The 21,582-nt window shown below is 55.7% G+C and carries 21 protein-coding genes; 5 read left to right on the top strand and 16 right to left on the bottom strand.

All coding sequences use genetic code 11. From position 1 onward, the window contains the following. Positions 1-145 precede the first annotated feature (145 nt). The 5 genes from VKV29_RS08580 to VKV29_RS08600 form a co-directional block, all read right to left on the bottom strand. A complete protein-coding gene (locus VKV29_RS08580) occupies positions 146-1,078 on the bottom strand; it encodes a hypothetical protein (RefSeq protein WP_324200894.1) in 933 nt (310 codons plus the stop codon). Next, entirely contained in the window at positions 1,056-2,090 is a 1,035-nt protein-coding gene (locus tag VKV29_RS08585) for a hypothetical protein (RefSeq protein WP_324200895.1), read from the bottom strand. The genes VKV29_RS08580 and VKV29_RS08585 overlap by 23 nt, the downstream gene beginning before the upstream one ends. 157 nt (positions 2,091-2,247) lie before the next feature. Further along, positions 2,248-3,102 (bottom strand): type II secretion system protein, encoded by an 855-nt coding sequence (locus VKV29_RS08590; protein WP_324200896.1) that lies wholly within the window; start codon positions 3,100-3,102, stop codon positions 2,248-2,250. A gap of 63 nt (positions 3,103-3,165) precedes the next feature. After that, positions 3,166-3,387: a hypothetical protein gene (locus VKV29_RS08595; RefSeq protein ID WP_324200897.1), complete on the bottom strand. Its 222-nt coding sequence runs from the start codon at positions 3,385-3,387 to the stop codon at positions 3,166-3,168. Positions 3,388-3,436: 49 nt separating this feature from the next. Then, the gene (locus VKV29_RS08600) at positions 3,437-4,459 is read right to left on the bottom strand and encodes a LacI family DNA-binding transcriptional regulator (RefSeq protein ID WP_324200898.1); all 1,023 of its coding nucleotides are present in this window, start codon (positions 4,457-4,459) and stop codon (positions 3,437-3,439) included. 130 nt (positions 4,460-4,589) lie between these two features. On the opposite strand from VKV29_RS08600, the gene rpe reads away from it, so the two are divergent. Together rpe and VKV29_RS08610 are read left to right on the top strand one after the other, a co-directional pair. Continuing rightward, entirely contained in the window at positions 4,590-6,308 is a 1,719-nt protein-coding gene (gene rpe, locus VKV29_RS08605; RefSeq protein ID WP_324200899.1) for a ribulose-phosphate 3-epimerase, read from the top strand. After that, on the top strand, positions 6,305-7,360 hold the full coding sequence (locus VKV29_RS08610) for a galactitol-1-phosphate 5-dehydrogenase (protein WP_324200900.1): 1,056 nt from the start codon (positions 6,305-6,307) through the stop codon (positions 7,358-7,360). Before rpe ends, VKV29_RS08610 begins: the two co-directional genes overlap by 4 nt. A 174-nt stretch (positions 7,361-7,534) precedes the next feature. On the opposite strand, the gene VKV29_RS08615 is transcribed toward VKV29_RS08610, so the two are convergent. The 8 genes from VKV29_RS08615 to VKV29_RS08650 all read right to left on the bottom strand — a co-directional run bounded on the left by VKV29_RS08615 (position 7,535) and on the right by VKV29_RS08650 (position 15,385). Continuing rightward, positions 7,535-8,062, bottom strand: coding sequence for an HIT domain-containing protein (locus VKV29_RS08615; RefSeq protein WP_324200901.1), 528 nt, complete (start codon positions 8,060-8,062; stop codon positions 7,535-7,537). A 4-nt stretch (positions 8,063-8,066) separates the two neighbouring features. Further along, positions 8,067-9,233, bottom strand: a complete 1,167-nt coding sequence (locus VKV29_RS08620; protein ID WP_324200902.1) for a Gfo/Idh/MocA family oxidoreductase — start codon at positions 9,231-9,233, stop codon at positions 8,067-8,069. Positions 9,234-9,462: 229 nt separating this feature from the next. Further along, complete coding sequence (locus VKV29_RS08625) at positions 9,463-10,080, bottom strand: RBBP9/YdeN family alpha/beta hydrolase (RefSeq protein WP_324200903.1); 618 nt, start codon at positions 10,078-10,080, stop codon at positions 9,463-9,465. Between the two features lie 294 nt (positions 10,081-10,374). Next, positions 10,375-10,863, bottom strand: coding sequence for an SsrA-binding protein SmpB (gene smpB / locus VKV29_RS08630; protein ID WP_324200904.1), 489 nt, complete (start codon positions 10,861-10,863; stop codon positions 10,375-10,377). A 48-nt stretch (positions 10,864-10,911) separates the two neighbouring features. Then, positions 10,912-12,543, bottom strand: coding sequence for a lysine--tRNA ligase (lysS, locus tag VKV29_RS08635; protein ID WP_324200905.1), 1,632 nt, complete (start codon positions 12,541-12,543; stop codon positions 10,912-10,914). Between the two features lie 150 nt (positions 12,544-12,693). Next, a complete protein-coding gene (gene greA, locus VKV29_RS08640; protein ID WP_324200906.1) occupies positions 12,694-13,173 on the bottom strand; it encodes a transcription elongation factor GreA in 480 nt (159 codons plus the stop codon). Between the two features lie 264 nt (positions 13,174-13,437). After that, positions 13,438-14,397: an acetylxylan esterase gene (locus VKV29_RS08645; protein ID WP_324200907.1), complete on the bottom strand. Its 960-nt coding sequence runs from the start codon at positions 14,395-14,397 to the stop codon at positions 13,438-13,440. A 124-nt stretch (positions 14,398-14,521) separates the two neighbouring features. Next, positions 14,522-15,385, bottom strand: coding sequence for a hypothetical protein (locus VKV29_RS08650; RefSeq protein WP_324200908.1), 864 nt, complete (start codon positions 15,383-15,385; stop codon positions 14,522-14,524). A 418-nt stretch (positions 15,386-15,803) separates the two neighbouring features. Here VKV29_RS08650 and VKV29_RS08655 point away from each other — a divergent pair, with 418 nt between their 5' ends. The 3 genes from VKV29_RS08655 to VKV29_RS08665 all read left to right on the top strand — a co-directional run bounded on the left by VKV29_RS08655 (position 15,804) and on the right by VKV29_RS08665 (position 19,684). Then, positions 15,804-17,066: a tetratricopeptide repeat protein gene (locus tag VKV29_RS08655; RefSeq protein ID WP_324200909.1), complete on the top strand. Its 1,263-nt coding sequence runs from the start codon at positions 15,804-15,806 to the stop codon at positions 17,064-17,066. Continuing rightward, positions 17,054-18,730: a tetratricopeptide repeat protein gene (locus VKV29_RS08660; RefSeq protein ID WP_324200910.1), complete on the top strand. Its 1,677-nt coding sequence runs from the start codon at positions 17,054-17,056 to the stop codon at positions 18,728-18,730. The genes VKV29_RS08655 and VKV29_RS08660 overlap by 13 nt, the downstream gene beginning before the upstream one ends. A 144-nt stretch (positions 18,731-18,874) precedes the next feature. Continuing rightward, positions 18,875-19,684, top strand: a complete 810-nt coding sequence (locus VKV29_RS08665; protein ID WP_324200911.1) for a prepilin-type N-terminal cleavage/methylation domain-containing protein — start codon at positions 18,875-18,877, stop codon at positions 19,682-19,684. Positions 19,685-19,800: 116 nt separating this feature from the next. Here the strand turns inward: VKV29_RS08665 and VKV29_RS08670 are convergent, their stop codons facing one another. The 3 genes from VKV29_RS08670 to VKV29_RS08680 form a co-directional block, all read right to left on the bottom strand. After that, positions 19,801-20,028, bottom strand: a complete 228-nt coding sequence (locus VKV29_RS08670) for a hypothetical protein (RefSeq protein ID WP_324200912.1) — start codon at positions 20,026-20,028, stop codon at positions 19,801-19,803. Between the two features lie 98 nt (positions 20,029-20,126). Beyond that, positions 20,127-20,936, bottom strand: a complete 810-nt coding sequence (locus VKV29_RS08675) for a type II secretion system protein (protein ID WP_324200913.1) — start codon at positions 20,934-20,936, stop codon at positions 20,127-20,129. Positions 20,937-21,028: 92 nt separating this feature from the next. After that, on the bottom strand, positions 21,029-21,582 hold a 554-nt coding region (locus tag VKV29_RS08680), incomplete at its 5' end, for a substrate-binding domain-containing protein (protein ID WP_324200914.1).

The raw sequence follows: 21,582 nt of genomic DNA on the forward strand, positions 1-21,582 counted from the left end.
AGGGACGCGGCAGGTAAAAGGAGAGCAAAACCCTGCCGCGCCAGGGAAGGAAGGTGAACTCGAATCACCAAGTATTATCGGTGAACTCGCATCCCTTCTTTAGTTACGGATAAAAGGGCTTCCGTTGTGCCCTTGCTTCGCATTTTTATTCTACAATGCCTGCGCTTATCTCGAACGTCGCGAGCATATGTACCGGTGGAGCAAGCACAAGAGTGGCCGGGTTGTTCGGGTTTTGCTTAGAGGGTTTGTTGGCAACCGTGCGCACCTGCAAATCGGCCCATCCGTGCTTAACAATACGCACACATAGACCAAGCTGCGGGGCGAAGTCGGTGGTAGAACGTAGGCGCAGTTTCCCTCGTAGAATCATGCCGCTAATGGGGTTTGTATCGCCCTCAGCAGAGCGAGAATCGGAGACGGGCACAAAGGTATGTATCGTGCTGACCGAGAGCGATTTGATCAGGAGTGTTTGGTAAGGCCCGACCTGTCGCGCCTCTGCCAGGCAGGCGGTGGTGTCGCCTTCGGCTTCATGGTAGCTCCAGTGCTGTCCCATGGCCAGCGGGTAGGTGGGGAATAGGAGGCCGTAAAGGTCGGTAGCACGCTGTAAGAAGTCGGGTATTTCTGGAGAAGCCTCCGTTTTTGGGGAGGAAGGAGAGGAAACGACCGTGCCGTTTGGGGTTACGATGAAACGCAAAGGAGCCTTTGAGGCGTTCACCGTAAACGCTTTGCCGTTCAGCAGGCCAGCACCGCCCGTAACCGCAAACGACAGCTCCGCACTTCCATCGGAGCGAATTTTTTGAACTTGCACGCGCTCCATCAACGTTTCGCGAAGTGTGTACAATGGTAAAGCTCTGCCTGCACGACGGAGAGAATAGACGATATCTATCCGGTAGTTCGTGGTTTGGCTCTCGGAAAACTGCAGCTTAAGAGAATAGAGCGAACGGGAGTGGTTTTGAGAAGGGGGAACTTGCCGTTCTGCCGGTGGGGGAGAGGAGGCTCCAAGCCCCGTTACCCCCAGAAGCAGAAAGCAAGCCAAGCGTAGAAGACGCAACCGCTTGCTAACGTAAAGCCGCCTGATCAAGGGCCTGCACCACGAAGCGTGCGGTAACATCCACATTTCCGGTCGTTGTAACATTGGGCGGAGTGGTGGAAGAGGGGGGCGCGGCGTTCGGTAGAGGAGTCTGCTTTAAATTTACGGCAAGCTTAAAAAGACCTTTCTGCATTCGCACTGCATAGGTTTTCACTCCGTTCGAGGTGGGGGCAGGCATGCCGAGATAGTTCATCCATCCGGTAAGGCTGGCCGTGCCTTGAAGGCGACTAACCTCATGCTGCTTGTCGCTTGTGGCCATGCCGCTTGAGTCGAGGGTGTCGTTAATCTGAGAGGTGGCCGTTTGCACGATCTTCAAATCGAGATTGGCTCCATCCGGCTTCATCGCGCTGAGTTTGTTGGTGTAAGAGACCTTAGCCGGTGCCGTGCCGATCAATCCTTCCTTCGATGTCCAGGAGGTACCCAGTGTGACGGCGGTGTTCGGCAGAATGACGGGCATGACGATCATAAACAGCTTGCGCAGATCGATCCCTACGTTCACCCGAACCATGTTGTTGGGCGCGGTGAGAATTCGCGCGATGGAGCCATCAGGCCGTAGCACTACGCTGGTGTTAAGAGCCTTTTGAGCCTGCTCTAAGTCAATGGGGAAGGGAACCGTCTGCTTCGGGTCAATCTTGGCCCCGATGGGCACCTCCTTTTGCAACAACTGCATGTCCACTTGGGTTACGGTGAAGTCTATAGGGAGACCATCTTGCTGGGGTTGACCAACGTGCGCCACATACTCCATGTGAGCTAACAGATGGACAGGCGGATCGCCCGGCTGATCGAAGGGAGGGAAATGGCCATCAAAGTAGGCTGTTACCAGATAGTGCTGCATTGAGCCGGGTTGCAGCGCATAGGTAAGCAAGGGGCCGGAAACGGCCGGAGCGGCGTTTTGTGCTGGGGTAGCGACCGCTTTTTGCTGGGCAAAGCTAGGCACCGCAACCAGAAGCAGCAGCACGCAAGGCCAAAAGGGAAAGCACATCGTTTGCAAAAGTTTACGCATAAACCGTGGCACCTCCGAAAAGTAAAAGGATTCTACCTCTTCTAGCAGATACTGTCAAAAAGCCGCTCTTGGTTTCTCCGGGTAGGGCACAAAAAACTCCCTCTCCTTTTTGAGGGGAGGAGAGGGAGTGGAACTTACTTATAAGGCTTTGGCGAAGCTATCGGTTTTGACCGGCTTGGTAGTTGCACTGATCTTGCCAACCGTTGAAGTTTTGACGCCACATGGTTGGGGTAAGCATGGTGCCGTTGATGTTCTGATCCGGCCCTATGGGCTGCCAGGTAGCCGCCCATGGCATCGTTTTGGCGTGACCATCGGCAAAGACATAGTTCGACATCGCGCGGTTGCGTTGATCACGTGGAAGCACCTCTGGCGATTCGGATGTCCAGGTGTTGGGGCCGCGCCCACCGATGCGTGTATGACGGTCGAAGCCGGCGTTATTGGTGAAGTCTATGCAGACACGACCGTGAATATCCTCCCAAGTGGAGAGTTGGTTCCACTCCCATCCGTCTACACCGGGAACGCTCTCTGGGATAAGAATGCAACTCGCCGGTTGGTCGAGGGCGGCCAACTTCATCGCGGTCCAGGGACCGTTAGGCAGGTTGCTGATGTTGTAACGGTAGGAGCCGGGGATCACCTCATTTGGGTTTGTTTTTGGGTCGTAGTCGTGCATTGCACGAGGTAGGCTGTAGGAATCGGAAGGGCATTGGTATATCTGCTTATTTTTGACGTAGGGAAGCAGCACCTCGTCCCAACCGGTGTTCCAAGGGTTGCCCCAAGGTTCTCCTACATCGGCCTGGTCGTTGAAGAAGGCTTTGGGAAGATATTCGTCGTGGTCTTGCGTAAACATCGCAATGGCCATGCCAAGCTCTCTGGCGTTGCTAAGGCAGGATATTTCCCGTGCCTTTTCTCTAGCTTGCGCGAAGACGGGAAACAGGATCGCGGCAAGTATCGCGATAATCGCTATGACCACAAGCAGTTCGATAAGCGTAAACGCTTTTGATTTGAGTTTCATCGAAGTCTCCTTTCCTCTTTGGATGCTGTTCGGACGCGCCTTTGCCTGTACAATGCCTTCTAACTAACGCGCCCCGCCGTTGTAGGAGTTAGAAGGTCGTGGAGGCATGTAGCCTCCCGGTTGCCCGTAGGTGGGTTTCACCACGGCGCCAGGGGGGAATTTACTTGGCGCTCCGTTGGCCGTAAAGATGTAGTAGCCGATGCCAACGAGAGCGAGTATTCCAAGGGCAATAACCACAATGCCCACCCATCCTGGCAGCTCACTTTTCAGCGGAGAGCCGCTCATTTTTCCTCCTCCTTTCGTAGGAAAGAGTCTACTTTCGTTTGGGAAACATCTAGCCGCCCGAAGCACGAACGATGAGTTTGGTTGGAATCTCCACGTGGCGCGGAGCGAGCCACTCGCCCGCCTGGATGGCCTGGATTCGCTCCCCCAACATCTGCACGGCGAGATCGCAAATCTCGTGAAGTGGGTAGGCGATTGTGGTGAGGGGCGGGTCAAAAAGTGCGGCGAAGGGAAGGTCATCACAGCCGATCACCGCCATCTCCTGAGGAACACGTACCCCTTTATGCCGCAGACCGGCCAACGCACCGAATGCCGTCATATCGTTGAAGCAGAGAAGGGCGTCGGGTCGCTCGGGCAGCTCTAGCATCTGTTCCACACAGTCGCGGGCGATATCCACGTCGAAGGCGGTTCCGTGAAAGGTGTAGACCAAGGGGTCTTGCCCAATGGCTTTTAGGAAGTTGGTGTAGTATTCCGAGCGCACGTCGCCATCTCGCGCTACGGAGTGCTCCGGAGCAAGGTAGGCGATGCGGCGGCGCCCGGAAGCCACGAAGTGCTCTAAGGCGCTCTGCAGGCCCGTTTGCAGTACGGCCGACACGCTGTCACGCCCCGGCACACCGTAGCCGATAACGACGACATTTTCCATATCGGGCTGCTGTACCCGTTCATGCACTTCGGTGGAGGTTTCACACCATACGATCATGCCATCGGGGCGACGTGAAAGAAGGGTATTGAGAAGATGGAGGTCGTTCGGTTCATCGGCACGGCGCGTGGTGAGGATGATCTCGTAGCCACGACGCTCCAGCGCCGCCGAGCAGAGGGCGACCATTCGGGCGAAGAAGGGATTTTCTACGCCGCCTACCAATAGCCCAACCACCTGGCTTTTTCGCGTACGCAGCTGCTGTGCTGCCCGGTTGACCGTGTAGCCAAGCTCTTTTGCTGCCATCAACACACGTTTTCGTGTCTGTTCCGAGACACGTGTGTTGCCCCGCGTGCCGTTCAACACGCAGGCAGCAGTCGTATAGTGCACATTGGCTCTTTTAGCGATCTCACGCAGCGTTGGTTGCTTCAAGCTCATGGCTGTGGTACATCGTTCGAGCGTTTAACCTATCGTTAGGTTAATGGATTAAGTATAACATACTCCTTCCGGAACTGTCAAATGGAAGTCATAAACACTTCTCTGCACAGAAGAAGGTATAACAGAAACTATGAAAAGCACAAAAAGCTCTCGGAGGTTGCCCGCGGTCACCGAGCCAGAAACAGCGGCGACACCGCTTTCGCTTGCTGTGGGGGTGAAGAGCGACCCCATTGAGTATCGCTACTCTTTCTCATGGCTCTTCCGGGTTATGAAAGAGGAGGGGGTTCGTTTTCTGCAGCTCGGCACTTTCTTTGAACTGTACCACCTGCCCGATGAGGTTTTTCTGCAACTGCGTGCCGAAGCGGATGCCCACGGCATTTGTATCCGCAGTCTCTTTACCGCCCATCGAGAACTCGGCGGCTTCTTTCGGAAAGAGGCAGGGTATGAGCGGGTAGCACGACGTTGTTATGAACGACTCATCGAGGTAGGTGCTCTGCTCGGTGCCTCTGCTGTAGGCTCCAACCCCGGTGCCGTACTGCGGGATGAGATGGACTTCAAACCCGCCGGCCTCGCCTGCTACGTGCGCCACATGAAAGAGCTTATGCACTACGCCCATGAAAAGGGAGTGCGCTGGCTTACCATTGAGCCGATGTCGTGCCTTGCCGAGCCACCCACGACCCCCGACGAGATTCGGGAACTGGCCGAGGAGCTAAACGCCTATCATGCCGCCCATCTTTCCAACACGGCACGGGTGGGTTATTGTGTGGACATCGCCCATGCCTACATAGACAGAAGAGGCGCCCTGGTCTATGCTCCGCAGGCTCTCTTTGAAGCCGCTCTGTTTGCTCTCTACGAAATCCATCTTAAGAACACCGATGCCCGCTTCGAGGCGACCTTTGGGTTCTCGGAAGAGGAACGTCTGCGTGGCGTGATTGAGATAGCCACCTTTCGCGATCTGCTCTATCAACATGCGCATCATCTTCCTGTCTCCGAGGTGGTAGGCTACCTCGAGATCGGCGGGCCTAAGCGCGGGCGAGACTATACCGACCCGCTTTTGGAGACTCAGCTGCGTAGCTCGTTACGCTATCTCAAACAACACTTCACCGCCCGCCCACCGGATGCCACGCCATTGCCGACACCCTCTCGACCCGTACGCATTGCGCCCTCCATGATGTGCGCCGACCAAACTCATCTTGCCGATGAGGTGCGCGAACTGGAGATGCTGGGCGTGGATTGGCTCCACATGGATATTATGGATACCCATTTCGTGCCGAACATGCCCCTCGGCCTCGTCACCGTGGAGCATCTGCGCGCTTTAACCCGCCTTCCCTTCGATGTCCATCTCATGGTGGAGCATAACGAGCTTTTTATCGAGCGATTGGCAAAGATCGGAGTTCAATCCATCTCGGTACATGCCGAGTCCACACGGCATCTCGACCGTGTGCTCAGCCTCATTCGCGCCCACGGAATTCAGGCAGGGGTGGCGTTGAACCCGGCAACTCCGCTCTCCGCGCTCGAATATGTGCGAGAGTTGATAGATTTTGTGCTTATCATGACGGTAAACCCCGGTTTTGCCGGGCAAGTTCTTACCACCTCGGCCATCCGTAAGATAAGCGATTGTCGCCGCTGGCTCGATGAGAGAGGCTTTTCCCAGTTGCCGATTCAGGTGGATGGCAATGTCAGTTTTACCAACATCCCTCGCATGGTAGCTGCAGGCGCCGATATCCTCGTTGTCGGCACTAGCAGTCTCTTTGCTTCAGATAGGCCGCGGTTAGAAAACATGCGTCGTATTGAACAGGCCATCCGGGAAGGAATGCAACAACGCCAAGAGAGGCCTCTAAAGTCATGAAAACCATGCATGCCCTTGTGCTTCACCAAGTTGGAGATGTGCGTTTGGAGCCGCTGCCCTGTCCGGAGCCGGGCCCAGGCCAGGTAAGGATACGGGTGGGCTATTGTGGGGTTTGTGGTTCGGACATTCCACGGCTCTTCGAGAAAGGAACCTACCGGTTTCCGTTGGTGTGCGGGCACGAGTTTGCCGGTACGGTTGACCTCTGCGGCCCCGATGTGGAGGGGTTTGAAAAGGGGCAAGCGGTAGCCGTGTTTCCTCTTATTTGGTGTGATCACTGCTCGGCTTGCGAGCGAGGACACTATGCGCAGTGCCTCCGTTATAGCTATCTTGGTTCGCGTGAGAACGGAGCCTTCGCGGAGTATGTGGTGGCGCCAGCACGTAATCTCCTGCCGGTGCCTGAAGGGGTATCGCTAGAAGAGGCGGCGATGACCGAGCCGGCTGCCGTAGCCCTCCATGCGCTGCGGCGCACCGGTCGCAACCTCACCGGGCTTACCGTGGCGGTCTTCGGTTGCGGCCCTATTGGGCTGCTCGCCGCGCTGTGGGCTCGCTTGGGGGGAGCGGTGAAAACCCTCTTGTTCGATATTGAGGAAGAGAAACTTGCTGTGGCCAAAAGCTTAGGGTTTTCGATGGCCTTTTCGGCGAAAGAGGAAGACCCCGTAAGCTGCATTGAGAGAGAGACGAGGTCACAGGGGGCCGATGTCTGTATTGAGGCCGCTGGCGTGCCGGCCACTCTGATTCAAGCGTGCAGCGCCTGTGGAAGGGGCGGGCATGTTGTTCTGCTCGGCAATCCGTCCGCCGACGTGGTGCTGCCGGCATCGCTGCTGTCGCAAATAATGCGACGCGAGGTGTCGGTGGTGGGCACGTGGAACTCGGAGTACGGAGTTTACACTACCTCGGACGACTGGCATACCGCGCTCTCCGCCATGGCATCCAAGCAGTTCAATGTACAGCCACTCATTTCACACAAGGTGCCACTGGCTCAGGCGGTGGAGATGTTACAGGCCATGCGACAGCGACAGGTTCCGTTCGTCAAAGTGCTAATAGCCCCATAAGAAGAGCTGCGGCAAGGGAGCCGCCGTTCGTGTTGCGCATCCCTTTAGGCATAGCGTCGCCAACAGCCCGACGAACAATTTAGGTCTTCCCCACCAAGCCAAGGGGGAAGACCTAAAAAACCAACACCCAAACCCAATCTATTCAAGAAGCAATTTCCTGTACGCAAGCGATCGTTAGGAAGTTCCTAGGTCGCTTTTTTCCTGCTTTAGAGCTTCCGGCAGCGCTTGGCGAAGACGCTTGTAGGTGTTTTCTAACCGTTCAGGAATAACGCGAATACCGGACACCGCCGTCATGAAGTTGGTATCTCCGTTCCATCGCGGCACGATGTGCCAATGAAGATGGTTCGCGATGCCGGCCCCGGCCACGCGCCCGATGTTAAGCCCGGTGTTGAACCCCTCCGGATGGTAGGCGATTTGCAGCAGCCGTAGGCTTAGCCGGGTGAGCTTCATGATATCGAGAAGCTCCTCATCGCTATAGTCTTCCATCGAGGTGGTATGGCGAAAGGGAACCACCATGAGATGGCCGTTGCTGTAGGGGAAGGCATTGAGAATGAGAAAGCCATAGGGACTTCGATGCACGATAAGGTTATCGGCATCGTGGGCTTCGCCTTGGGCGGGAAAGTCGCAAAAGATACATCGCTCCGACTTTCCCGCCGATTCAATGTACTGCAGCCTCCAGGGCGCCCATATCTGCTCGATCATGCTGTTACTTTTCGGGTTTGGTCCATTGTCGTGTCTCGCAGGAACGTTCTACGGCTGAGAGCACAGCTTGGTTCCTATAGCCATCCTCGAAGCTCGGGGTAAATGGGGTGCCGCGCACGATGGCCAAAAGGAAGTCGTGCACAAGATTGATGAAGGTATGCTCGTAGCCGATGATATGGGCAACCGGCCAATAGGCGCTCATATAGGGCATGAAGCTTTCGGTGGCCTGAACAAGGTGGAAGCCCTGAACGCCCTGGGGGTCATCGGTAAGATATATCTCGAACTCGTTCATGCGCTCCTGGTTGAACACGATGGAGCCTTTTTCTCCGTTAATTTCCCAGCGGTGATGGTTTTTACGACCCGGAGCAAGGCGGGTGGCCTCGAAAGTGGCAGTCGCGCCGTTTTCTAGTCGGGCAAGAAAGGCCGTAACATCGTCTACGGTTACCTCTCCCATATCTTGGGCGGCCTTAAAGCCGGCCAAGCCTCCTTCGGTGTCGGCGAGGAGCGGGCGTTTTTTAATGAACGTCTCTTGCAGCCCGATGACCTCGGCGAACTCGGTGCCCATAACGAATCGAGCGGTATCTATGAGGTGTCCGTTCAGGTCGCCGTGCGAGCCGCTACCGGCAATGCTTTTATCGAGACGCCATACGAGGGGCACATTGGGGTCTACTATCCAGTCTTGGAGGTAGGTAGCGCGGAAATGGCGCACTTTGCCGATGCGCCCCTCGCGCACGAGTTGAGCGATGTAGGCCACGGCCGGCACAAAGCGGTAGTTATGGCAGATGCCGTGAACGAGACCGCTCTTTTTAGCGAGTTCGTAGGAAGCGCGTGCGTCTTCTAGGGTGGTGGCAAGCGGCTTTTCGCAGAGCACATGTTTGCCTGCTTTCAAAGCGGCTTGGGCGATCTGCGCGTGGGTGTTGTTAGGAGTTCCAATGTCTATAATATCAATATCGTTTCGCGCCACCACATCTTCCCAGTTTGTGGAATACTCTTGCCACCCAAAGCGTTCTTGAGCGGCCCGCACTTTCTGTTCGTGGCGTCCGCAGATCACTTTGAGGACGGGTTCGACTTCGATGTCAAAAAAGCGTGCTACCTGCCGATAGGCGTTGCTGTGCGCTTTGCCCATGAACTGGTAGCCGATGAGGGCGACATTGAGCTGTTTTTTCGCCATAGGGTTTTACCTCCGATGCTGAAGTCAGGGAATGGATTTTCCTTCTTTCTAAACCTTATATTACATTCGCCAAATGGGCAGGCGATTCCTGTTATAGGAGGAACAAATCCTTTGGTCTCTGCACGGTTTTACAGACAAGCTGCTAGGGTGTTGGAGGCGCAACAACTGCCGCCCTCCCCTTTGTTGGGAGGCTCGGTGAAGCCCGAGATGCCGTCGAGAAGCCGTACGCTTATCTAGGTTGTGGTGGCAGCTCCGCACGCCCTAGGCACCACTCTTCAACCCAAGGCCACTTCCCATAGCCGTAGTAGGGACTGATATGGCCGGCCCCTTCAAGTTTGTAGATTGGGATGCCGAGAGCCTGCGCTAAACCGGCGCTCTGGTCGAAGGTGGCGTAGTCGTCGTTGTTAGAGGCGATAAGAACGGTTTGTGGGCAGACGGCATGCAACACCCCCGGATAGATGGGCAGGGGATAGAAGCTGGTGACGCCGACGGGAGCTTCTGTGGGTGGGGCTTGTGGCATGATATAGGGAGGAGCTACCAACAGAACCCGTTCCGCTATAGGGTCGGCATCCGTTCCACAGCTACTCACCAGATGAATCCAGGCAATGCACCCAAGACTATGGGCTACGACTGTGAGCGGCTCCCCCTCGTGATGGTCGCGAATCATGCCGATTTCGCGACGTATGGTGTTAAGCCAGGCGTTCAGCTCTGGGGCACTTGGATTGGGCATTTCGGGATAATACACGGGAACCTGTTCGGCCGCGAGCCGTTCATAAAGGTGCTCCTGCCAATGCTCCGGTGCATTGCCACCCCAGCCATGCAAGATCAGCACAACGCGATTTTCCATGTTCTCCTCCGTTTTGAATGGACCTCCGCTCCTTCAAGGGAGGAGGACCCAATTCGAGTTCTATCGTATCCTTTTTGAAGCGCTCAGGTTCCGCACACTCTCTCTAAAAAAACGCCCTTGCGAAGCAGGTTGAAAGGACAAACGGACTCGTGCTTCCGCTCTGGAATGTGATAGCTCTTGGTAAGCCTTTAAAGCTCAAAGCAATGCGAGATAGAGTTCGTATAGACTACGGAACAGTTACGCCGTCGGTGTCGCTCTTTCCTGCTTAGTTTTTAGGAGGGCTTTATTGAATGTTCACTCGCGACCGGCGGCTTGACGAAGGGCTTCTCTTTCTCGGTCACGCTCGGCGATGCTTTCGCGTTTGTCGTAGAGCTTCTTCCCGCGCGCCAGAGCGATCTCCACTTTGGCAAAACCGCGTTCAAAGAAAATGGAGAGCGGGATGATGGTGAGGCCTTTCTGTTCGGCGGCGGCGCGCAGACGCTCGATTTCATAACGATGGAGGAGCAGTTTTCTCCGGCGTTTGGGATCGGTGTTATAGCGATTGCCCTGCTCATAGGGGGAGATGTGCATGTTATAGAGCCAGGCTTCGCCGTTTTCGATTTTGCAGAAGGCGTCCTGAAAGTTCACGCGGCCGGCTCGAAGCGATTTCACTTCGGTGCCAACTAGCGCGATGCCGGCCTCGTAGGTCTCGCCGATCTCGTAGTCGTGACGGGCACGGCGATTGACCGCAACCACCTGGCGGGTCTTTGTGTTTTGTGCAGCCGTCTTGGTCTGTTTACTCATGGTTCGCCCTCAGCAACGCGGATTGAAGTAGTATACCTAAGCGCTTGCCTAGCGTGGCGTGTGGGGTTTTTCCGGCCGCATGGCGGGGAAGAAGATCACATCTCGAATCGACTCGGCGCCTGTAAGCACCATGGCCAAGCGATCGATGCCTACGCCAAGTCCTCCGGTGGGCGGCATTCCGTACTCCATGGCCTCTAAAAACTCCTCGTCCATAGGGTGGGCCTCTTCATCTCCGGCGGCACGTTGACGCACCTGCGCTTCAAAACGTGCCCTTTGGTCGAGGGGATCGTTGAGTTCGGAGAAGGCGTTGCCAAGCTCTTGGGTGGCGATGTAAATTTCAAATCGGCGCGTGAGTGCGGGGTTATCCGGTTTGCGTTTAGCTAACGGCGACGTCTCGATGGGGAAATCGGTGATGAACGTAGGTTGAATGAGCTTGGGCTGGGTATACTGCTCATGGAGCTTCTCTATAAGCCCCCCCAGATTCGTCTCCTTTTCCAGATCGAAGGTTACCCCAATGCGACGGCAGGCTGCTTTGGCGCTCTCGAGGGAGGTAAGCTCTTCGGGCCTAATGCCGGTGTTCTCATAAATGCCCTCCAAAATAGGGAGGCGTGGCCAGGGGCGTTGGGCGAGGTTGATGGAGTGCCCAAAGACTTCCAGATGGGGGCTGCCGTTCACCTCGGTGGCGATCGCAACGTACATGTCTTCCACCAACTCCATAATGTCTTCGAGGTTGGCGTAGGCTTGGTAAAGCTCCATGAGAGTAAATTCAGGGTTGTGGCGCGTGGAGATGCCTTCGTTACGGAACACCCTGCCGATCTCGTAGACCTTCTCATATCCGCCGATAATAAGCCGCTTAAGGTAAAGCTCGAGGCTAATGCGCAGTTTAAAATCGTGATCGAGTGCGTTATGGTGGGTAATGAACGGCCGGGCGGCAGCCCCACCTGCGACTAACTGCAGAACGGGAGTTTCTACCTCCAGAAAACCTCGGGCATCGAGATAACGGCGCATGGCGGAGACGATTTTGCAGCGCTTCGTAAGTACCTCGCGTGAAGTGGGGTTTACAAGCAGATCGAGGTAGCGATGGCGATAGCGCTCCTCCCTATCGGAAAGTCCTCCGTGCACCACACCCTCCGCATCCTGCTTGCCAAAGGGGATGGGGCGAAGGCTTTTAGCTAAGAGGGTAAATTCGCGGACATGAATGGTCGGTTCGCCGGTGCGCGTTTTAAAGGGATAGCCTTTTACGCCCACAAAATCGCCGAGGTCGAGGTCTTTAAACCGTTCAAAAACCGTTTCTCCGAGGTCATCACGCCGCGCATAGACCTGTATGCGTCCACTTTGGTCGCGAATATCGGCAAATATTACCTTACCTTTAACCCGCTGCGCGGTAAGGCGTCCGGCCACGGAGACCTCCAGTTGCTCCCGTTGCTCATCCGGTAACGTCCAGTGGGCGGCCGTCTCATCGGTAAGCTCGGAGGCGGTATGAGTGCGTACATAGCGCTCAATGAGAAAGGGGTCGAAGCCTTCGGCACGTAACGCCTGCAGTTTGGCAAGGCGCCGGGCGGTCTCTTCGCTTCGCTCCTGCTCTTCCTGCGCTAAGCTATTGGCCTCCTCTGCCTGTGGGGCTGTTGGTGAGGCGCTCTCTGTGTTAGTGGCAACAAGCGGTTTGCGTTCGTCGTTCACGATCGATTCGTTTGGTCTCCTCCCTTCACACCTACCTAGGTTCTTTTACATGGCAGCGATTCCCGAAAGAGCACCGCCGAAAACGTCTTGCAAGACATTTTCATAAAAATCGGTGCCTCTAGCTGAGGCGATGTATCGTGACAGGCTATGCTACTTGCGAATGCTCTCGATGCGGTAGTTCATGATCCCTTTAGGCGCACGGATAGAGACGATGTCTCCCACTTTCTTCCCCTTAACCGCCTTGCCAATGGGCGATTCGTCGGAGATGAGGTTGTGGTCGGGGTCGGCTTCTGCCGAGCTTACCAAAGTGAACTCCCACTGTGCGCCGTTTTCCAAGTTGGTCATTGCCACAATAGAGCCGATGTCTACATGGTCGGTAGGAATAGATTCATCGTCCACCACACGAGCCATCTGAAGCAGGTGGCCGAGTTCGAGAATCTCGCTTTCGACGAGGGCCTGTTCTTGTTTGGCCGTTTCGTACTCTGAGTTTTCTGTGAGGTCGTCGCCCTCCTTGGCAGCGCGCAGACGGCGTGCGATATCGGGTCTCTGCACATTGCGCAGATAGTCGAGCCGCTGGCGCAGCTTAGCATGACCTCCTGGGGTCAATACGATCTCAGAATCTTCAGACATTCGATCCATCACTCCTGGGCGGCGAGGCGCCGCATTATGGTGCGTATTTTCCAAGAGAGGCGTTGTTCTCTCTTCAGTTCAAAACAAATACGATTCATTGGCCGCATTTATCGCCCAATTATCGTCTTTTTTGCCGCTATTTTGTATGCTCGACTTCGGGTTTAGAAAGCCTAAACCCAGTGTGGGCACCATTCACCCTGAATATGGGCTGCACCCAGGTCTAAAGTGTTCAATCGCCTAACAGAGAGGTTCTCGGACTATCGGCTAGAGATCGGCAAAAAACTCGAAGAGAATGTCGGCTGAATCGGGTAGCCCCTCGTGGCCGTAGTCGGGGTAGAGGATCATGCGTTTAGGCGATTCGATCTTGTTATAGGCGGCAAACTGTGTGGACGGTGGGCAGATAGTATCCATAAGGCCGGTAAGCATAAGCACCTCGGCTCGAATGCGTGGGGCTAGATGCTGGCAATCTATATAGCCGAGGCGTGTAAATATCTCCTGCTCCCTTTCATGGCGCGGGTCGAACTGCCTGAGGAAGGTACGTATCTCTTCGTAGGCGCCGACGGCGAGGTCCATCTCCCAAACGCGTAGGTAGTCGCAGAGAAAAGGAAACACCGGGGCTGCTTTTCGTATGCGCGGTTCAAGCGCGGCGCAGGCGAGGGTGAGGGCGCCTCCTTGTGAGCCACCGGTGGCCCCGACTCGGTCGGCATCTACTTCTGGAAAACTCATCACGATGCTGGCGAGCTGAGCCGTATCGAGAAACACGGAGCGGTAATAAAGCTTGTCGGGATGATCGTCCAGCCCGCGAATGATGTGCCCCCGTAGGGTGGGGCCGCGAACCCCTTCAATGTTTTCTGAGCGTCCCCCCTGTCCACGGCAGTCCAGGGCGGCCACCGAGAAGCCCTGTGCGACATAGGGCAGTTTATCGGTCCAATCGCCGCTTGAGCCGCTATAACCGTGGAACATAAGGAGGGCCGGATGAGGCTTTGGAGCGGCCTTTGGGCGAAGATATTTCGCATAGACGCGCGAGCCACCTACGCCGGTGAAATAGAGGTCGAAGCATTCGGCAAAACTTGCCTTGGTCGGGTGGGGAATAAGCTCCACCTGGGGATCGGTTGCACGCATCTCGGCGAGCGCACGTTGCCAATAGGCATCGAAATCGTCGGGCTTGGGGTTTCTGCCTTGGTAGCGCTTTAGCTGCTCTAAAGGCATCTCGAAAACGGGCATGGAATCTCCCTCCAAAAGCTTCATTCGCGTGGTTCGTGTGCTTAGTGCGGATTAGTATACTTCAAGGGAGTGGCTTTCTAGGAGGGGCTGGGTAAGCGGAGGACTTCAAACGGCCCTCCGCCTTTCACTTCTGGGCCGGTAAAGAGGCCGGGGTGAGCTTGGGTATCGGCGTAGAGAGCTGTGGAGTTGTGGTTGTACCGACAGAGGCCTCCTCGGTGGAGGGCGTTTTCGCAAGAGCGGCTTCGATAATCTTTTGTTCTTGCAGGGCCTCTTCATAGTTAGGGTCGTAGAGTAGAGCGACCTGGATGGCATGTTTGGCGAGGTCGTATCTCCCAAGCCCATAGTAGGCGGCTGCAAGGTGATAGTAGTAAGTGCGTGCTGCCACCGGTGGCGTGTTTTTGGGCAGATCGGAAGTCGCCTGCAGCAACATCTCCACGGCGTCGGCGTAGAGGTTATGCGCCTGCGATTTAGGGCCGCAGACGGCCTGGCGGTAGAGCACCCACCCGTAGCTGTCTTCAGCAGCGGCGTAGAGTTCGCTCCTGTCGGAAGAGAAGTCGAAGCTATGCTGTAACTTGGTAAGCGCGTTAGCGACGAGAATCTGCGCCCGCTTAAGATCGTCCGGATCGTTGCTCGTGATCGCGAGAATGTAGCCGGTGTCGTTCAGCGTTTGAGGATCGTCTGGGGTAAGGTTTAGCCCCTGTAGCGCGGCTGCACGCGCCTCCTGGTTTTTCGGAGGCTTTTGCTGGGTATAGGCATCGGCCAAGGCGAGATAAAGCCGCGAGCGACTGGTGCTGTCGGCATTGCTACAGTCTTGCACGGCACGCTGGGCGTAGTTCAACAGAAGGTCGGAGGCGGTGTGGGGAAAGTTCTCACATAGGCCGATCACCTCTAGGTAGGCCGTGGGGTCGTGGGGATGGGCGTCTAAATAGTGGTCGAGCGCTGCACGCGCTTCGGCTTCATCTCCGTGCGATAGGCTATTCTTGGCCACCAGAAGCTCCTTTGGCAGAGGAGAGGGACGGTCAACAAGCAGATAATAGAGTAGTAATCCAGTGCAACAAACTAGCAGCAAGCGAAAAGTCAAAACTAACCAACGCATCGAATTTGATGTGTCCATTCTCATCCTCCGGCCGCTACGGGCGGCTGTACCGCTTTTTAAATACCGAGAAGAGAGGCTTCTACGGTTCCCTAACGAAGAAAAACGATCTATCTCTGCTCTTTTGTGTTTCTAAATAAGGTGTGGGAACACCGCTCGCAACAGAGGTGTTTCTATGTTTAAACAGCACGGTTCTCGATACCCCTTGTCAAAGAGGGCCGTATCGGTTATAATGCACCTGCGCTAAAGCGGTATTTGGGCGCGTGGAAGCGGTGCAGGTTATCACCAAGCATGAGAGAGGGGCGAATAGACTATGGAATGCCAAAACTGCGGCGCAACGAACGAACCCGATAATCAGACCTGTGTACGCTGTGGCACGTCACTGGCGTCGTCCTCTTCCCAAACGGCCTCTACTATTCTTCAGCAAGCCTACCTTGCCTACAAGCAGGAGGATGTGGAGACGGCTCTGCTCAAATGCCGGCAGCTTTTAAAGGCCGATCCGGCAAACGAAGAGGCACTTGCGCTGATGGCGCAGCTTGAGGAGAAACAGGAGCACTATCTCGCAGCGGCGGAGGTCTATGAGCGCCTTACGGAACTTCGCCCCGACAGCGTGGCCTACCGGTTGCATCTGGAAGAGTTAAAGCGTAAGGCGGAGAGCAAGCCGTCAAACCCAACTTCGGTGCCTCTTCCAAACCGTGCGGGGGACAATCGCATCAGCGTTGTGCTGATCCTTGCAACGACGATCCTCATGTTGGCTGCTGCCGTGGCCATCCTCGCATACGAGTGGGGGCGCGCCACGCAGCTGAGCATGAACACGCCTAGTTTGCCGCCCATCATCGCCGAGCGCCCGACCGCCCCCTCGCCGAACCCCTCCGCAACACCATCGCCGTTTCCTAGACCGTCTTCGGCCTCAAGCACCGCTTCCTTGCCTACAGAGTCGCCCCAACCGTCGCGCTCTCACGATGGCGGTGGAGCACAGCAAACCGGCCTCTCTTCAGGTCTTTCGCACGCTTCTATTGGCGTTGTGCCGTCGCATCTCTCACTGCCACCGGCACTCGTTCATCCTACGCCGTCTTCCGGTTCTACAACGTCTTCACGACGCATCGTGCTTCCTGCCAGCGAGGCCTCTACGAGTTCCGATGAGAACACGGTGGTTATTCCTGTTTCCGGCAGCGCATCCCTCTCTTCAAGCAACGGCCCGGCATCCTCTGCAGCGAACGGCCAAGGTACCACCATCGTTCGTGTTTATCGGACTAACGGCGCTTCAGGCCCCGCCGGCGATAGCTCCGCCCGTTCCTACATCGCCATGGGGCAGCATCTGCAGTTGAGCGGTCAGTATGATCAGGCCATAGAGGCCTATAGGAAAGCTCTCCCCTCTGCGGGAGATGATACCGGCTTTGTGTACCAACAGATAGCCCTCTGCTATCAACGCGAGGGCAAGAAGGCGGAGGCTGCCGATAATTTTCGTCAGGCCAAAGCTGCCTACCAGCAGTTGCTTGAGGCCGGGCGGAAGGTGACGGAGGCCCGCGCCGGCATTATTGCATGCGATCAGGGAATCAAGCTGTGCAGCCCTTAATTCGTTTTCGTATTCTAGGTTGGATAGCCCTTTTGGGAGTGCTGGGAAGCAGTTATTCAATTGCCGAGACGCCCGCAACCTCGCCTAACCTACCTAAACTGCTTATTCTCGTGCGTAAAGACCCTAAAACCCCCAACTCCGATTTGCCTCAACTCCTGGCCGGCCTGTTAAAACAGTCGCTGAAAAGCTCTTCGCTCTACACTCCTGTGCTCTATAGTCCCTACGATCCCACTGTAAAAAATGCGCTTCTTAATCATCTCTTAACGCCTAAAGACCTGAACACGCTCGATTCGCCTATCTCGCAACAACGGCTCGCAGAGGCCTACGATGCGCGTTATCTTCTCTCTATTCAACCCCATATTCTTCCAGAATCGGTGGAGGTGGACGTGTCGCTCTTTCATCGGGCACCTGCGGAGAGCTGGACGATGCCTTACTCCAATCGTCTTCATGTAGATATGCCGCCCGCTCGGCGCGGGGTTACGGAGGAGATACGGCGCAAAGCCCTGCTTTATGGCCTGGTAGATAGCATCTCCGGCGCAGTTGGCAGTCCGACCCACTTGCTGGCCTCTTTGCCCATAACGCTGCCCCAAACTGTGGCATTGAACGATGCGAACTCCACCTCCGCGCAAAAAACGGCTGCAGCGGCCCCTATGCCTAGCAGTAGTCCTGCGACGCAACCCACACCACCCCTGCCGGACTATCTGGCGCAAGCGCGCGATGCCCTGCGTGACGGCAATGTGGCCGATGCCATTATGCTGCTGCGTCAAGCTGTAGATGGGAACCCCTTCGACCCAAAGCCTCGAGCTTTGCTTATTCAGACCTACCTTCAGCGACACCTTGTTGCGCTAGCGGATGCTGAGGCTCAAGACAGCCTTCTTCTCTGCCCCAATGATGTGGAGCTAACACAGCTTGAAGCGCAGGTGCTTGAGGCCAAGGGAGATACGAAGGGCGCTTTGCAGTTGTTCACCCAGCTTGTAGCCCACAACCCTCAGGACGTGGCGGCTCGCATCGCCTTGGGCGACGTGCTGCTGGCCAATGGACAGTATGCCGATGCCCAAAATGCTTATGAAACGGCGGCCTCTATCAACGCCAAAAGCGCGCTTCCTGCCTTGCGTCTCGCTGCCCTGTTTGTGAAGGAGGCCAATTCCGACCCGAGTTTATATGCCAAAGGGCTTTCCGAACTCGAAACCGCGCGTCAACTCCTGCCTCCCACCGATACCACAAGCTATCTTAACTGCTATGCAACGCTGATGCCTGTTCTCAGCCAGCGCATTCATGATAATGCCGATGCCCTACAGCAGATATATGAGTCCTGTGTGCAAGGCGGCCTCAGCGTTACCGAGGCCTTACGCGACCTTTCTGACCTGCAGAATCGCCTTGTTGCATTGAACGATTTTCTGGCCAAGCTTCCCCCGGCTGCCGGAGCCGAGAAAGCACAGGCCGCCTATGGTCAAAGCGCTGCGTTGCTTTTACAAGGCATCGGCTACTTCCATGACATTCTCGCCGATCCGGCGCGTACCCCACGTGAGGCTGCTGATACGCTAGCCCTTGCGCGCGCGAACACGCTGCATGCGCTTCAGGAGGCCGATGCGTTGTTAAAGAATAGCCTGAATCCTCCCCAGACGAAACCCCAAAACACGGATAACACCACCTCCAACGATTGAAAACAGGAACTTTCGTTAGGATTCTGCTGTTAACTGTCTTTCAAAGAAGGATTCTTGCTAACGATGTAGAAAAAAACGTCGTTGGTGAAGAACCGATACCAGCAACCCAAATTTCCTGACAACGAAGAGGAGGTTCATTCGAGAATGAAACACCATCGTCGTACCGCGTTCACGTTAATTGAGCTGCTTGTCGTTATTGCTATTATCGCGATACTTGCAGCCATTCTCTTTCCTGTCTTCGCCCAGGCGCGCGAAAAGGCACGGGCCATCTCCTGTCTCTCCAACTTGAAGCAGCAAGGCTTGGCCTTGAATATGTATGTGCAGGACTACGACGAGACCTTCCCTATCAATCTCTATCTAGGGCAGAACAACGGAAACGCCTGCGTGATGACGAGCTACCAAGAGATTCAGCCCTACCAAAAGAACGCGTTGATACTGCTATGCCCTTCCGATAGCACGCCGCTTAACTTCCCGGTGGCCATGCAGACGATCGGCCTACCGGCCCCTTGCCCGGTTTCGCCGGAGCTTATCAAAGTGAGCGATCAGCCGAACTATGCGCTTATTGATGATGGCGATCCAAACCCGATCTTCGCCGGAGAGACCGGCCGGCCGGTACACCGATTGGCCGAACTGCAGTTCCCGGTGGAGACCAGCGCTTTTGCCGATGCTACCGTTACTCTCCAAGGCCCTACATCGGCTTTCTGCCTGTTTTGTTCGCCGGTGCAGGCGCGCCATAACACAACGGTCAACTCGGTGTATGCCGATGGCCATGCGAAGGTGGTGCACACAAAGCCCTATACCGATGCAAACGGCAACCCCTATGTTGGCATTCAGCTCGACGGGCAGAGCACAAAGGCCTACGTCATTACGGACGCAGGGCCCTATCAGAACAGCACAGAGCTTTGGGGCATTCCCTATCAAAAGTCAGATGGAAGCTGGGGCCTGCTTCCGTAGGTCTATTGCCTCAGAAGATTTAAGGGCGGGAACTTACCCGCCCTTTCCTGCGGTTCCCTACCAGAGCCTATGCGAATGGGAAAGCCCTGTCTCTTAGCGTAGTGCACGGAGAGGCTTTACTGCCCGTTCGTATTCGTGTTGGTTCCTGCCTGCTGTTCTAGTTTTTGAATGGCAGCCTGTTTCGCCGGAGCAGGAAGCTCCGGGTTATTCTGGATGGCCTGAATTTTTTGCTGCAGGGTTTGATGCGGTGGCGGTCCTGTTGGAGCCGGATTGCCTTGGTTGTTGCTGCAGCCTGCCAAGGCGATAAGCGCACAGGCTCCTCCAAAATACGGTAGGCTTTTCAAACACTTCGGGATCCTCATCTCCACTCCTTTCATGGACATCGTTAGAAAAGGGCAAGCGAAGTTAACTCCACTTGCCCTCGCAGCATTCGCAAGAAAAGCTACTGTTGAACGCTGGGATCGCCATAAGCGAGTCCCCAGAAGCCCCATTCGTTCTTCTTGCCGCTGTACTCTACACCCTCCGGATAGAGCTTTGAGAACTGATACCAGTGCACGTGACCGTCCATATGCAGCACGTTGGAGCCGGAGTTATGTCGCCCCTGGAAGCTTGGGCTGCCCCAGAAATTCGGCTGCGGATTGCCAACGCCGCCCGGCCACAGGAAGCCTGCTGCCGGGAAGTCAATCATCATCGCCGCCTTCGCCGAGCTTACGATATCGGGGTTGTCGAAGGAGATAGGGGCTTCATAGCCGCCGTAAAGGCCGGGGCAGCTATTGGGAACCCAGTGGCTATCGAAGGTCAACATGATGTTGTTGAAGTCGTAGTCCATCGGCGGATAGACGTCGTTATAGTACTGTGCATCGCCCACGTTGGAGTGCGGCAAGCCCACGCAGCCGTCATCGGGAGGAAGCATGTAGTCGCCCTGGCCGTTATCGCGCTGTTTGTGTTGAATGGTGCCCATGGGGAAAGTGGAGGATGGGCATTTGAACAGTTGGGTATTTTTGATGTAAGGCTCTAGGCGTGCCGCCACGATGTAGCTGTTAGGCCAGATGTAGACCGGCATATAGTTGTCGTAGTCCTGCGCATACATCAGCATGGCCAGCCCGATCTGCTTTTGGTTAGAGAGACAGGCCGTCTGGCGTGCCTTCTCACGCGCTTGGGCAAAGACAGGGAAGAGAATAGCTGCTAGTATTGCAATAATTGCAATAACCACTAGCAGTTCAATCAACGTGAAACCTTTGCTACGTTGCATACGATCCGATCCTTTCTTTATGAAAGTTTGTGTCTTGGTATATGTTCAAGCGCCTTTGAACAGGGCGCATGAAGCCGAAGTCAGATAGCGTTTCATCTAGAAGCATAGCGATTAGGGTCTTTCAGTACGGAGGCGCTTTGGCGTGTTGAGCCTCGCAGCACGATGTGACAGGGCACAATGCAGCGCTGTGGACGGCCGGCATGCCCTTCAATAAGGTCTATTAACATCTCTGTGGCCGTGCGGGCAAGGCTGCTGATGTTAATAGAGACCGAAGTAAGCGGCGGCTCCAGATAAGAGCAGAAGCTCGAGTTGTTGAAGCCCACGAAGGCGATATCTTCTGGCACATGCAAACCGTTCTCGAGAGCCACCTGCATAGCGGCGGCGGCAGTGACGTCGTCTACGGCGACCACAGCATCTGGAGGTGTGGGGAGGCTCAGCAGCTTCTTCATCGCTTGGCGCCCACCGTCTGCGGTGAAGTTGCCGTATTCGACGGCTTGGAAGGGCACCTCATTGGCTTGAAGAGCCTCGAGATAGCCCGTTAAGCGATCCTCCGACACGTTCACGCCTTTGGGGCCGCCGATATAGGCGACGCGACGATGACCATCCGAGAGAAGCTTTTCGGTAACCATGCGTCCTGCCGCCACGT

This window comes from Chthonomonas sp. (assembly GCF_035294165.1).
Classification (GTDB): Bacteria; Armatimonadota; Chthonomonadetes; order Chthonomonadales; family Chthonomonadaceae; genus Chthonomonas.